Origin of the sequence: Flavobacterium sp. (assembly GCF_044341185.1) — a bacterium.
Taxonomy (GTDB): Bacteria; Bacteroidota; Bacteroidia; order Flavobacteriales; family Flavobacteriaceae; genus Flavobacterium.
The window spans coordinates 18,660-33,556 of sequence record NZ_JBIISE010000029.1 but is presented as its reverse complement, the minus strand read 5'-3'; the positions used below and the strand labels follow the sequence as shown (position 1 = coordinate 33,556).

At 30.0% G+C, this 14,897-nt stretch carries 12 protein-coding genes; all 12 read left to right on the top strand.

The annotated features are described in order from the left end of the window. Nucleotides 1-412 precede the first annotated feature (412 nt). The 12 genes from ACIQZ1_RS07475 (at nt 413) to recO (ending at nt 14,868) form a co-directional block, all read left to right on the top strand. A complete protein-coding gene (locus ACIQZ1_RS07475; protein ID WP_396160357.1) occupies nt 413-1,702 on the top strand; it encodes a nucleotide sugar dehydrogenase in 1,290 nt (429 codons plus the stop codon). A 58-nt stretch (nt 1,703-1,760) separates the two neighbouring features. Then, complete coding sequence (locus ACIQZ1_RS07470) at nt 1,761-2,177, top strand: adenylyltransferase/cytidyltransferase family protein (RefSeq protein WP_396160356.1); 417 nt, start codon at nt 1,761-1,763, stop codon at nt 2,175-2,177. A 185-nt stretch (nt 2,178-2,362) separates the two neighbouring features. Beyond that, nucleotides 2,363-3,004, top strand: coding sequence for a hypothetical protein (locus ACIQZ1_RS07465; protein WP_396160355.1), 642 nt, complete (start codon nt 2,363-2,365; stop codon nt 3,002-3,004). A gap of 106 nt (nt 3,005-3,110) precedes the next feature. Next, nucleotides 3,111-3,770, top strand: a complete 660-nt coding sequence (locus ACIQZ1_RS07460) for a hypothetical protein (RefSeq protein ID WP_396160354.1) — start codon at nt 3,111-3,113, stop codon at nt 3,768-3,770. A gap of 155 nt (nt 3,771-3,925) precedes the next feature. Then, on the top strand, nt 3,926-4,930 hold the full coding sequence (locus ACIQZ1_RS07455) for an AAA family ATPase (RefSeq protein WP_396160353.1): 1,005 nt from the start codon (nt 3,926-3,928) through the stop codon (nt 4,928-4,930). A 55-nt stretch (nt 4,931-4,985) separates the two neighbouring features. Further along, complete coding sequence (locus ACIQZ1_RS07450; RefSeq protein ID WP_396160352.1) at nt 4,986-5,852, top strand: DUF58 domain-containing protein; 867 nt, start codon at nt 4,986-4,988, stop codon at nt 5,850-5,852. Then, the gene (locus ACIQZ1_RS07445) at nt 5,852-7,447 is read left to right on the top strand and encodes a BatD family protein (protein ID WP_396160351.1); all 1,596 of its coding nucleotides are present in this window, start codon (nt 5,852-5,854) and stop codon (nt 7,445-7,447) included. The genes ACIQZ1_RS07450 and ACIQZ1_RS07445 overlap by 1 nt, the downstream gene beginning before the upstream one ends. Continuing rightward, nucleotides 7,440-8,441, top strand: a complete 1,002-nt coding sequence (locus ACIQZ1_RS07440) for a VWA domain-containing protein (protein ID WP_396160350.1) — start codon at nt 7,440-7,442, stop codon at nt 8,439-8,441. Before ACIQZ1_RS07445 ends, ACIQZ1_RS07440 begins: the two co-directional genes overlap by 8 nt. Further along, a complete protein-coding gene (locus ACIQZ1_RS07435) occupies nt 8,441-10,093 on the top strand; it encodes a VWA domain-containing protein (protein WP_396160349.1) in 1,653 nt (550 codons plus the stop codon). Before ACIQZ1_RS07440 ends, ACIQZ1_RS07435 begins: the two co-directional genes overlap by 1 nt. Continuing rightward, nucleotides 10,044-11,828 (top strand): BatD family protein, encoded by a 1,785-nt coding sequence (locus ACIQZ1_RS07430; RefSeq protein ID WP_396160348.1) that lies wholly within the window; start codon nt 10,044-10,046, stop codon nt 11,826-11,828. The genes ACIQZ1_RS07435 and ACIQZ1_RS07430 overlap by 50 nt, the downstream gene beginning before the upstream one ends. Before the next feature lie 56 nt (nt 11,829-11,884). After that, nucleotides 11,885-14,155, top strand: a complete 2,271-nt coding sequence (locus ACIQZ1_RS07425; protein ID WP_396160347.1) for a two-component regulator propeller domain-containing protein — start codon at nt 11,885-11,887, stop codon at nt 14,153-14,155. Then, the gene (recO, locus tag ACIQZ1_RS07420) at nt 14,155-14,868 is read left to right on the top strand and encodes a DNA repair protein RecO (RefSeq protein WP_396160346.1); all 714 of its coding nucleotides are present in this window, start codon (nt 14,155-14,157) and stop codon (nt 14,866-14,868) included. Before ACIQZ1_RS07425 ends, recO begins: the two co-directional genes overlap by 1 nt. The last annotated feature ends 29 nt before the right edge of the window (nt 14,869-14,897 follow it).

Sequence of the window (14,897 nt, the reverse complement as noted above, 5' to 3'; positions counted from 1 at the left end):
ATTGGAAATTGTAAATTTAGAAACATAAACCCCATTAGTAAAGTCTTAAACAATCTAAATTATAATCGGTATTTTGCTTGTGAGTAATAAGAGGTGTATTCAGAAATACCAATTAAATATAACGCACTTTTTATTTTCGTTTTTTTACAAATTTTATATAACTTAAAGGGATGAAAATAAAATTTTGGTGTTATTTTAACTAAATCAGGTGAACTTTAGTAATCAATTCATTTGAGAGTATACAAAAGTATTTGATTCAATCGAAAATAATGCAATAAAAGAAGGAGCGTTCTCAATTTTTTAAAAGTAAAAAATCAAAAACAAACTACTTTGCTACCTTAACCAAAAACGCAATAAATTTAAAAATAAAATAATAGTTATTAATAATCAGCAATAAATCGTAAATAAAAAAATGCCCATTATATCAGTTACAGGACTCGGCTATGTAGGATTGCCTTTAGCGTTAGAATTTGCTAAGAAATATAAGGTGATAGGTTTTGACATCAACGAAACGCGTATTGCGCTGATGAAACAAGGGATTGATCCATCTAATGAGTTAAGTGCCGATGCTTTTGCTAATAGGGATATTACCTTTACTACAGATATTGAACAAGCTAGAGAAGCTAATTTCCATATTATAGGTGTGCCAACAGACATTGATAAGAACAAAGTACCTAATTTAACCCCGTTATTCAGAGCTTCAAAAAGTATTGGGAAGATATTAAAAAAGGGCGATACAGTAGTATACGAATCAACTGTATATCCTGGTTGTACAGAAGAAGATTGCGTGCCTATTTTAGAAAAACACAGTGGATTAAAAGCAGGAACAGATTTTCATTTTGGCTACAGCCCAGAACGAATTGTCCCGGGGGATAAAATTAGAACTGTAACTAATATTTTAAAAATTGTATCAGGTAATAATGAAGAATCTTTGGCTAATATTTCCAAAGTGTATGGTTCCATTATAGAAGCAGGTTTGTATCAGGCACCTAATATTAAAGTAGCAGAAGCCGCAAAAGTGATTGAAAATACACAGCGCGACATCAACATTTCTCTTATGAATGAATTGGCTATTATTTTTGATAAAATGGGAATTGATACCCAAGCTGTTATAGAAGCAGCAGGAACCAAATGGAATTTTCATAAGTATCAACCTGGCTTAGTAGGTGGTCACTGCATTAGTGTCGATCCTTTTTATTTAATTCATAAAGCTAAAAAAATTGGTATCGATCCTCAAGTTATTGCAGCAGGTCGACGTGTAAATGATTTTATTCCGACATTTATTGCCAAAAGAGTAGCACAAACCTTAATAGAACAAGACAAAAATCCCGGAAAATCTAGTGTTTTAGTAATGGGAATAACATTTAAGGAAGACGTATCAGACATTCGTAATTCTAAAGTATTTGCATTAATAAAAGAATTACAAGACTTTGGCATTCAAGTAACTGTAGTAGATCCGCATGCTAATCCAATAGAAGTAAGCAATGCGTTTGAAGCAATTAGCTCAAAATCAATAAAATCCATTACTTCAAATCCATTACCAAATATCAAATATGACGCCATCATTTTAGCTGTAGGCCATAAGGAATTTCAAAATATGACAAAATTATCATTCGAACAAATTTCAATAAATGATGTTACTCTTTTTGATATTAAAGGAACAAAAAATCCTAATGAATTTAAAAATTATTGGAGATTGTAGATTAAAAAATGAAAAAAACGTAGTTTTTGATAAAAAACACAAAGAAACAATAAAAAAAATGAAAAAAGCAATAATTGTAAGCGGATACTTTAACCCAATACATAAAGGTCATATCGAGTATTTTAATAACGCAAAAGCGTTAGGAGATTATCTTATTGTAATTGTAAATAACGACAAACAACGGGCTTTAAAAGGCAGTAAAGAATTTCAAAATGAAGATGAACGTGTGTTTATTATTACTAATATAAAAAGCGTTGACCAAGTATTTCTCTCTATAGATGAAGACCGAACAGTTTGTTCGACTATACAATATATACATAAACAATTACATAACAATTATCAATTGGCATTTGCTAATGGTGGTGATCAAAATAATGACTCTATACCAGAAGCGCCTATTTGTGAAGAATTAGGAATAATTTTATTAGACGGATTGGGAGAAAAAATACAATCTTCAAGCTGGTTACTAAAATAATTAACACGAAAAAAATATAACTTTTTTATCTTATAATATTAAAGCCTTGAGGTTTTTCTCAATTGTACTTTTAAATATATTCCAATTGTTAAACTTATTTTTTCTCAAAATATTTAAATATTATTAAAACAATCTCAATAAATAAATACATTTTTTTATATTCGCACGGAATTATTAAAACAAACATGAAAGCAATAAACAAACTTCAAATCTTCTTTTTTTTAGTGATGTCTTCATCGCTTTTTGCACAGTTTAATCTAAACAATTTGTCATTAGAAGTTGATTATGGATATACCGGTGCTATAGGACCTTATCAAAAAAAGTTTAAATCTAACTTTTCTGGTATGAATCATTATAATGTAGGAATACGATATATGTTTAATGAAAAATTTGGTGCAAAAGTAGCTTATAAATTAGACCATTTTGTGAATGACCCTGGGGGGAAAGTTGGAATTACCTATAGCGCAATTGCCTTATCTGGAATTTATAATGTGGGTAAACAATTAGGTTTAACCTACTTAACAAGAGATAAAGTAGGAATAAACACCCACGTAGATGCAGGTTTAGCTTACGGTCACCTAATTGGTAAAAATGATAGCGAAAAGGTTTATGTATTAGGAATTGGAATTACACCTATGTATAACATCTCAAATAAATTGGCTTTAACAGCAGATTTTACTCATAATTTCACAATGGATCAGAATTATGGATTTGACGGAATACTTTTAAATAAAGACAAATCTCCAGAAAATGGAAGTTATTATAATTTTTCAGTGGGTTTAATTTATTATTTAGGAGAAAATAAATACCATTCAGACTGGTATTAATTTAAATAATTATTAATAAGCAGTTTATTATTTTAATTTCACAAAATAATAAACTGCTTTTTTGTTATATAATATGTTGCTTGCCAATTAAAACATCCTTGTAAATATGAATAAATTTATTTTTTTATTGTTTTTTTGGATTACTGTCTATTGTCAAGAGTTTAAATTTGATAAAATGGTTGTTTATCAATCCAAATCAGAAATTCAAGAAACACTTTTTTGTAATTCTATAGATGGAGACTATGTTTTAAAAATAGGAAATGATGTTTTTGGCACATATGCTTATTTAGATGATTTCAAAAACAAATTGTCACATCGTTTTATTGTTAATTCTATAAAACAAAATAACAACGAAATTCGACTTGAATTTAATTACGAATACAGTATGAGAGATACAGTTGTTAATTTTGAAAATTATCTTGAGTATGAAGTTATTTCAGAAGATGACACTTATATTTATGGATCTATCAATAGTTATAAGAACAAGAGGAAGAAAAAACTACTTTCAAAATTTGAAATTAAAGTATTAAAAGCAAAAGAAAATTACTTTTATTTATCTAGGTATCTCTTTTTTCATCCCTTTGAAAACAATAGTAACTTTAATTTAAATATTAACGGAATTATTCAGGAAGTAACTAAAGTAATTATATTTAAATCCGGTAAAGAAATTGATAGAACCGATTTATACAAAGAAAAAAAATTAGTTACTTTTCAGGAAGTTGATTTTAATGTTACTGTTCCAAATGGTTTCTACATAAAAAATTAAATCGGCTTAAACGGCGAATTATTCTTAATTTTTTCTAAAAAAAAACCAATAACAATATAATTTAACGGACAATTAACAACTTATATAATTTTTATATAGCATCTTGCGTTGTTAAAGTATTTTTTAAAAATTTACAGAAAATAATTCAAAATAAAATGCAAGAAAATAATACAAGAATAGACATTAGTGCACTTAATGAAAAAATTGAAAACGAAAGTGCTTTTATTGATTTGCTAACTTCAGAATTAGGTAAAATAATTGTCGGACAAAAATCAATGATAGAACGCTTGTTAATTGGCTTGTTAGGTCAAGGACACATTTTGTTAGAAGGAATGCCGGGATTAGCCAAAACATTAGTAATAAACACACTTTCTAAAGCCGTTCATGGTAGTTTTCATCGTATTCAATTTACACCAGATTTGCTTCCTGCAGACGTGGTTGGAACTATGGTGTACAATTTCAAAGAAAATGAATTTTCTGTTAAAAAAGGTCCCATTTTTGCCAATTTTGTGCTGGCAGATGAAATTAATAGAGCGCCTGCTAAAGTCCAATCTGCTTTATTGGAAGCTATGCAAGAAAAGCAAGTTACAATTGGTGAAACTACATATAAATTAGACACTCCTTTTTTAGTTTTAGCCACACAAAACCCAGTAGAACAAGAAGGAACGTATCCATTACCTGAAGCACAAGTAGACCGATTTATGCTTAAAACCATTGTCGATTATCCGAAAATGGAAGAAGAACAACTTATTATTCGTAATAGTTTAATGGAAAATACGGCTACTATAAATCCTGTGGTAAGTATTGCACAAATCATCAAAGCACAACAAACTGTAAAGGAAGTGTATATGGATGAGAAAATTGAGAAATATATTTTAGATATTGTTTTTGCCACGCGTTATCCAGAAAAATATAGATTAGAAAGTTTAAAACCGCTGATTAGTTTTGGTGCTTCGCCACGAGGAAGTATTAATTTGGCTTTAGCGGCAAAATGTTATGCTTTTATCAAACGAAGAGGCTATGTAATTCCTGAAGATGTTAGAGCCGTAGTGCACGATGTATTACGCCACAGAATTGGTATTACCTATGAAGCCGAAGCCGAAAACATCACTTCAGAAGACATCATAAATAAAGTTTTAAATCAGGTACAAGTACCTTAATAAGTGCATAGGAAAGTAATTAGTAAAGCGTTTTTACGAAATACTAAACACGAAAATGGAGACGAAAGAGTTACTTAAAAAAGTCAAAAAAATTGAAATTAAAACCCGAAGATTGAGCGATCATATTTTTTCGGGACACTATCACACGTCTTTTAAAGGACGAGGAATGACTTTTTCTGAAGTGCGCCAATACCAATATGGAGATGATTTCAGAGCCATAGATTGGAATGTTTCCGCAAGAAATAATGATGCATTTGTAAAAATATTTGAAGAGGAACGTGAATTAACCATGATGTTAGTTATCGACTGCTCAGCATCTCAAAATTTTGGAACTTCCGCTCAAAATAAAAAAGATATGGTAACCGAAATTGCTGCAACGTTAGCTTTTTCAGCCACTCAAAATAACGATAAAATAGGGTTAGTTTTATTTACAAACGAAATAGAATTATATATTCCGCCCAAAAAAGGAAAATCACACGTTTTAAGAATTATCCGTGAATTAGTCGAATGGCAACCGAAAAACAAAACTACAAACGTGGCATTTGCATTAGAGTTTTTGTCAAGCGTAATAAAAAAACGAGCGATTGTGTTTTTAATTTCCGATTTTATGACTTCCGATTTCCAAAAACCTTTGCAAATTGCTTCTAAAAAACACGATGTAACAGGAATTAGAATTTTTGATTCACGTGAAAAATCACTTCCAAATGTTGGAATTATTCAAATGGAAGACGCAGAAACCGAACAACTAATTTGGCTAGATACTCAAACCGAAACTACCCGTTTGGAATACGAGAAAAACTACAAAAACAAGGTTGAAATTTGCCAAAATATTTTTCGTAAATGCGCCGCAGGATTAGTAGAAACAGAAACAAATGAAAGTTACGTAACAAAATTAGTAACCTATTTTAAAAGTAGAGCATAATGCGAATTAAATTCATTTTTCTTTTCATATTTTCAGCAATTGTAGGGTTTTCTCAAACAATAGGAACAACTGTATCTAAAAAGGAAATAAAAATTGGCGAACAAATTCAGCTTACATTAAAAACAAAAGTAAACGAAAAAGAGGTCGTATTTTTCCCAGATTTAGATTCGATAGGCAAATTGGAAGTGGTGCAATCTTTTCCACCAGAAAAAAACAAAATGGGCAACCAAACCGAGTGGATAAAAAAATACAATCTTACGCAATTTGATGCGGGCACATATAAAATTCCTGCACTGGAGGTAGTAATAAACACTAAAAAAACCAAATCTAAGAGTATAGAAATTTTGGTAATTGATGTGGAAGTAGATACTACAAAGCAAAAATTGTATGAGATTAAAGAAGACGAATTACTTTCTATACAACCAGAAGAAAAGCAACAAGAACTTTCCGATTATCAACTAATTTTAGGAGTATTTTTTGCTTTTTTCTTAGCAGGTATTTTGTATATAATTTTGCGAATAAAACAGCGTAAAAAAACAAAATCAGAAGCCTATATTTCTCCATATAATAAAGCTATTTTAGCTTTTTCAGAAGTAAATACCAATACCAATTCTAAAGAGTATTATTCTAATTTAACCCAGATAATAAAATCGTATTTTGAAAAAACCTTAGAATTTTCTGCGTTAGAAAGTACTACAGAACAGTTTATTTTTAAACTTAAAAAAGCGGTTAAAAATAAGAAATTTCAAATTTCAGAAACGTCTATTTCTCAAATTGAAACCCTTTTTACTAAGGCAGATTTAGTAAAGTTTGCAAAGATTTTAATTGATTTACCTGAACAGAATGCAGACAAAGTTGCTGCAGAAAACCTGATTAATGTTTTTCACAAAACCTTACCCATTTCTGCCGAAGAACAACAAGTTGCGTTAGCCAAATTAGTAGAAATAGAACAACAAAATAAATATAAAAACATCAGACAAACGGCATTTATTGTAGCGTTTTTAGTGTCATTAGTTTCTGTTGTTACTTTTTTTGGATGGGAAAATGTTACCCATTATTTTTCTGCAAAAATTAACGGAAAAGATGCCGATTATTATCTAAAAAAAGAATGGATCGTATCAGAATACGGATTTCCTATTTTGCAAGTAGAAACGCCAGAAGTTTTAGTTCGTGATTTGGTGACATCTAAAAATCCAAACATTAAAAATATCGCTCAATTTTCTTGGCAAAATCCAAAGGATAAATTAGCAATCTCAGTAAAAACTATCTCGTATAAAGATTCTGTAAAAGTAAATTTAAAACAGCTTTTTAATGACGAATTAAGTCAATTAATGCAACAACAAGCTAAGAAAATTCAAACCACAGCAAAGAAATTTAAAAATGTAAAGGATTTATCTGGCGATGTTTTAGAAGGAACTTTTGAAATAAATGAAGTGAATGAAACTAAAAAAATGCGATTTTTCACGGTTTTTATTACTGATAGTTACGGCTTGCAAACAGTCAGAATTACTCATGATGCTAAGGATAAATTAGCTAAAGATTTTATAGATCGTATTACAAATAGTCTCGAACAAATAAATCAAGAAGATGAATAGCGCCTTGATGCATCCTCATTTTTTATGGTTGTTATTGGTTATTCCAATAGCCGTGTTTTGGCATTATAAAACAATCAAACAACAACATCCAGCCATAAAAATAAGCACAACAGAAGGGTTTTCCATACCAAAATCTTGGCTAATGAAATGCCGCCCCTTTTTATTTTTGTTAAAAATTATGGCGTTAGGATTTGTAATTATTGCTTTAGCACGACCAAGAAACACCCAAAAATCAAGTTATACAGATAGTAAAAACGGAATTGATATTGTGATTGCTACCGATGTATCGGGAAGTATGCTGGCAACTGATTTTAAGCCAAACCGATTGGAAGCCATAAAAAAAGTAGCCGAATCATTTATACAAAAACGAACAAATGACAGAATTGGATTAGTGGTGTATGCAGGTGAAAGTTACACCAAAACACCAGTAACTTCAGATAAAACAATGTTGCTAAGTGCTTTAAGAGAAGTACAATATAACGGTTTGGTTTTACAAGACGGAACCGCTATTGGAATTGGTTTAGGAACCGCCATAAACCGAATTAAAAACAGCAAAGCAAAATCGAAAATCATCATTTTATTAACCGATGGTGTAAATAATGTGGGAAGTTTAGATCCCATTTCGGCAGCAGAAATTGCTAAAGATTATGGAATAAAAGTATATACTGTTGGAGTAGGAACAAACGGAATGGCTAATTTTCCTGTAGCAAAAGACAGTAATGGGAATATTGTTTTTCAACCACAAAAGGTTGAAATTGATGAGAAAATTCTACAAGAAATCGCAGCAATAACCAAAGGGAAGTATTTTAGAGCTACTGATAACAATAAATTAGAAGCAATTTATGATGAAATAGACGGTTTAGAAAAGTCTAAAATTACAGAAAATCGCTTGATGCTATTTGACGAACAATTTCGTAGTTGGTTACTAATTGGATTATTCGTTTTAATTTTAGAAATGATACTAAGTCGCACACTATTTAAAAGTTTTATATAATGTTTGAATTTGAATCGCCATATTATTTTATTTTGTTGTTGCTTATTCCAATTGGAATTGTAGCACAAAATAGCTATGTAAAATGGCAAACCGAAAAACAAGCAGAATTTGGAGAGCACCAAGCAATGGAGAAGCTTTTAATGGGTGCTTCTATAAATAAATCAAGAGTAAAATTTATGCTACAAATAATGGCTGTTTTTTTTATTGTTTTAGCATTAGTGAATCCGAAATTGGGTTCAAAAGTTGAAGCAGTTCCTGCAAAAGGAGTAGAAATTGTGTTTGCCATTGATGTTTCAAAAAGTATGTTGTGTACAGATATTCAGCCCAATCGTTTGGAAAAATCTAAGCAGATAATAACACAAATTATCAATTCAACTGGTAGTGACAGAATAGGAATTGTAGCTTATGCGGGAAGCGCTTATCCTGTGTTGCCTATGACAACGGATTATGAATTGGCAAAAATGTTTACACAAAGTATGAATACAGATATAATTTCTTCTCAAGGAACAGCAATTGAAAGTGCTATTCAAACCAGTGTGGATTTCTTTGACAATCCAACTTCGGGAAAAGCTATTATTTTGCTTTCAGATGGTGAAGATCACGAAAATACTTCTTTCGAAGTAACCAAAATAACAAAAGAAAAAAACGTAAAAATAATTACAGTTGGTATAGGAACTTCAAATGGCGGCACAATTGAATTTGTTGATGAATTGGGTTTTCAACAAGTTAAAAAAGATAAAAACGGTCAAGTTGTAACTACGAAACTTAACGAAGAAGTATTACAAAAAATTGCTTCGGAAACCAATGGAACGTATTGTAATGATACACAGATATCAAAAGTGGTAACTACTATAAAATCGGCATTAGCATCGGTAAAACAACAAGAATTTAAAGCCCAACAATTGGCACAGAAACAATCGCAATTTCAGTGGTTTTTAGGCATAGCATTCTTATTGTTACTATTAGAATTTTTTATAACAAATCAGAAGTTTAAAGGTTTTCATATCAAAAATTGGTTTCAAAACAAACAAATTAACTTGGTATTTCTTTTATTTTTTGTATCTGCAACTGCATTTTCACAGGAAAATAAAACAGTGAATTTTCAACAAAAGGAAAAACAATTACGACTAATTAAAGCCAAAGAAAAAAAGAAAAAACAACCAGCAGAATATAATTTAGGAAACACCATTTATAAAAATAAAAAGTATGCCGAAGCGATAAGCAATTATAAAAATGCCGCTTTAATAGCAAACTCTTCTGCACAAAAACACAAAGCGTATCATAATTTAGGAAATGCATATATGCAAGATAAAAATTACAAATCAGCAGTTGCATCATACAAAAATGCTTTAAAAGCGAACGCTAAAGATGAAAAAACCAGATACAATTTAGCATTAGCAAAAAAATTATTAAAAAAATATCCGCCAAAACCAAATCCTAAAAAGAACAAAAAGGATAAAGAAGATAAAAAGAAAAACGACAAAGACAAGTCAAAAAATAAAGATAAAAAAACACCAAAAAAACCAAGCGCAAACAAACAGCGAATGGATAACGTGCTAAAAGCAATTAGCAATGAAGAAAAAAAAGTACAAGAAAAAGTAAATGCCAACAAAGCTAAAACAAACACAACAAGCACAGAAAAAGATTGGTAAAATGAATAATAAAATAAAAATACTACTTACCTTATTGCTTTTCTCTTTTCTTTCCTTTTCTCAGGTTAAATTAGAAGTAAAAGCAGAAAAAACGAACCTTAAAATTGGTGAAGTGATTCAGGTTTCTTATTTTTTTAATGAAGAAGGCTCAAACTTTACACCGCCTAATTTTAATGGGTTTAATAAAGGTGGTTCGTACGTTTCTTCTAATGAAGAATACATAAATGGAGATTACGCCATACAACAAGTGTATACTTATGTAATTCAGGCTGCTAAAGCTGGAAAATTAGTTATTTCTCCAGCAACTATTAAATTTAATGGAAAAACATATGCATCAAAATCTGTAGCTATTTCTGTTTCAAATGAAAAAGCTGCTGATGCCATACAGAGAAATCAAAATTCAACTAATGTATCAAAATCCGCTGTAGTAAATAAATCTATTGCTGGCGCAAACAATTTATTATTTATTGATGTAGAAGTTAGTAAAACCAACGCGTTTGTAAATGAACCAGTTGAGGTAAATTATCGTATTTATTTGGCACCCAATTTAGAGATTGAGCTAAACAAAAATATGGTTACAAAATTCAATAACTTTTGGAGTCAAACGGAAGATGTGCAAGGCGGATGGGAGCGAAAGGTTGTAAATAATAGAGTATATAAATCCAAAATTTTCAAAAAAGCCATATTGTATCCACAAAAAATTGGGAAATTAGAAATAACACCTATTACATTAGATTTAAATATCAGTTATCCAACAGGAGATTTTGATTTTTTTGGCGATCCAGAATTTGATGTAGCCAGAAGAGAAATTGTTTCAAATACAAAATATCTTCAAGTAAGTTCTTTACCTGAAAAAGGCAAACCAGATAATTTTACAGGTGCTGTTGGGACTTTTGAATTTAAAGCAAATGTTACTAAAAATGAATTAAAATCAGGCGAATCATTACAATTAGATTTAATTGTTTCAGGAAAAGGAAATTTAAAATTATTTGAAATCCCTAAACCTAATTTACCATCTAATTTTGAAATTTACGAACCAAAACATCAAGAATTTGTAAACGAAAATATAAACGGAATTTCAGGTAAAATCGTAGATAGTTATACCATAATCCCTCAAGAAAAAGGGAATTTTAAATTAAAATCACAATATTTTTCTTTTTTCGATATAACATCAAAAACATATAAAACCATTTCATCTGAAGCTATAGATTTAGAAGTCCTTCTAGGGGAAAACCAAGCGAAAGTTACTTCGAATTCAAAATATAAATTAGCTGAAAAATCTCAAAAAACAGAACCAACATCAGGGGTTGAATTTTCGGTTATGCATTTTATTGGACTTATTGCTTTAGCAGGATTGACTTTATTGTTTTTTACATTAAAAAGAAACAAATCGGAAACGGATGAAGAGGTAAAAACAGAAATAAAATCTATAAAAAAGGATTTTTCTGTAAACGATATGGAGCAATTTATAACAAATAAAGAAGTGTTTTATCAGGAAATGGAACTCAAAATAAATGCGCTTTTACAGTATAAATTTGGTTTAGAAAAAGCAGATTTAAATAAAGAAAATATTATTCAAAAATTTCAGGAAAACCACATTTCCCAAGAAAACACTAATGATTTTATAGGACTGTTACAAAACTGCGAAAAAGCAAGATATATGCCAACATCTGATGGGAATATGCAATTGGATTATGAAAAACTACAACAATTAGTTCAAATTATTAACGTGTAAAGGCAATAATCATATTATAATTTTGTTTAGTGTATATTTGTAGTTCAACTTATTTTATGAAAAAAATATTTTTTTATATATTCTTTTGTTTTTCGATACTTTCTTTTTCACAACAGAAATTATGGAAAGGTTATTTTTCATATAATGAAATTACAGACATTTGTATTTCTGACCAAAAAGTGTATTCCAGCACTAAAAACTCAGTATTTAATAAAGACGTTTCTTCAAATATTTTAACCACTTTTACTTCAGTAAATGATGTAAAACCAGATGAAATTACCGCTATTTTCCACACATCAAATAATTATACATTAATTGGAAATAAAAACGGATTAATCATTCTTATAAAACCTGACGGAACCACACTAAATAAAGTTGATATTATTACCGATGTGCCAGTGCCAGCCAACAGTAAAAAAATTAATGATTTTTACGAACATAACGGAAAAGTATACGTGTCTACACAATACGGAATTAGTGTAATTAAGTTGTCTAATTTTGAAATTGAAAGCAGTTTTTATATTGGAAATTCTGGGGAATTTATTGATGTTTTACAAACTACAATTTTTAATAATGAAATTTTTGCAGTAACCCGAACACAAGGCATAAAAAAAGCAAGTATAACCAATCCTTTTTTATACGATTTTTCGCAATGGTCGGTTTTTAATTCTTTAAATTGGTTGAGCATTGTTACGTTTAGCAATCAATTAGTTGCTATGAATACTAACGGAATTACCTATAAATTTTCTGGTAATATTGCAGTGACTTTTTCGCAAATGGTAACAAATGGTTTAAAACTTAGAACCGATTCTGTTTACTTAACGATAACTAATCAAAGCCAAATTTTACTTTATAGTCAAAATTTTACTTTAGTAAATTCCATTAATTCAATTCCTAATTTTCTGGATACATTTACATGTGCCATTACAAAAAACAACATGTTATATATTGGAACAAAAAAAAGCGGTTTATTTGAAACTACCATTACAAATTCTAGTGCATTTACAAACATATCACCCAACGGACCAATTGAAGATTTGGCCTTTAAAGTAACCAAAACCAAAAACGATTTATGGCTAACTCACGGAAGTTATGACAGAACGTACACACCAGATTATAAGTTGCAAGGCATTAGTATTTTTAACACCAATACCGGTTGGACTAAAATTCCAAATACTGGAGTTGCTGGAGCAGTAACTTTAGCAGCAATTGCAGAAAACCCTAGAAATACAAGTGAAGTTTTTGTAGCTTCTGGACACAGTGGTTTATTGAAATTCACAAATAAAACAAATCCAATTCTATTTAACCAAACTAATTTTTTAGAATCAGTATTATTGCCACCTCCAAATCAAAACTTTGTGTCCGTGCGAATTAACGGAATGAAATATGATAAAGATGGTAATTTATGGCTTACAAACGCTTTAGTTAACAATGGAATAAAAGTGTTAAAAAGCAATAATACTTGGCAGTCATATAATTTAAGCGCGGTAATTCAAAACCCGACGACATTGCATTATGGTAATATAGATATTGATAAAAACGACACAAAATGGACTGCTACGTATGGAGGTGGAGTACTTGCTTTTAATGAAAAATACAATAATAAATTCATAATCATTAACGAAGAAAACGGAAATTTACCAAATAATGATGTGCGATGTGTGGCTGTAGATAACAAAAACCAACTTTGGATTGGAACGTTTAAAGGATTAAGAATTTTAAATAGCGTTGATAGATTTATTTCTGAATCATCACTAACAACTACAAATATTGTTATTCAGGATGGAGATTTGGCTCAAGAATTGTTTTACCAACAAGTAATTCAAGATATTAAAGTGGATGGCGCTAACAATAAATGGGTAGCTATTGCAGATGCTGGAGTTTTTCAAGTTAGTGCTAACGGACAAAAAACTTTACGAAGATTTACAAAAGACAATTCACCTTTACCCAGCAATAATGTGTTAGATATTGAAATTGATGAAGTTTCAGGTGAAGTGTTTTTTGCTACCGATAAAGGACTGGTTTCTTTTTTAGGATCTGCCACAAAAGGAGACGACGATTTAGAAAACGTATACATATATCCAAATCCGGTTCGTCCTGAATATTCAGGAACAGTAAAAATATCTGGATTGATGGATAAAGTCAATTTAAAAATCACAGATATTGAAGGAAATTTGGTTTTTGAAACCACATCTTCTGGTGGAACGGTAGAATGGGATACTACTGCGTTTGGAAAATATAAAGTAGCTTCTGGAGTATATATGGTTTTTGTTTCGTCAAGCGATGCAGCTGAAACTACAGTAAAAAAAATAATGGTAATTAGATAATGCAAATAAAAACCAAAGCCATTGTTTTAAGCGCCATTAAGTACCAAGAAAAAAGTTTAATTGTTAAATGTTTTACACAATCAGACGGGTTAAAATCTTATTTCATAGCAAGTGCTTTTTCTTCCAAAAAATCCAATCAAAAAATAGCATATTTTCAACCATTAAACCTATTGGAAATAGAAGCCAACCATAAAAAAAAAGGCACTTTAGAACACTTTAAAGAAGTAAAACTCGCGTATAATTATCAAAGTATAAATACGGATATTGTAAAAAGCGCAATGGTTTTTTTCTTGTCTGAAGTTGTAAATAATAGTGTTTTTGAAGAAGAAAAAAACGAGAATTTATTTTCATTTTTAGAAACGTCTTTGTTGTGGTTAGATGCGAATGATTCGGTTTCAAACTTTCATCTGATCTTTCTTTTAGAACTCACAAAATTTTTAGGGTTTTATCCGCAAATACAAGAAACAGATTTTGCCTATTTTGAAATGATTGACGGTGTTTTTTCACCTTTTCAAGGTACAAGTTGTCTAAACGCAAACGAAACAAACTTGTTAAAAAAAGCATTACGATTACGATATGACGACAATCAAAAAGTATTTGCAGGAACAGAGCGACAAATATTGTTAAAAATTCTTTTAGATTATTATACCATTCATTTAGACGGTTTTAAAAAACCAAAATCATTAGACGTTTTAAAAGAAGTTTTTTCTTAACCTACAACTTTTGCCTTTTACCTTTTGCC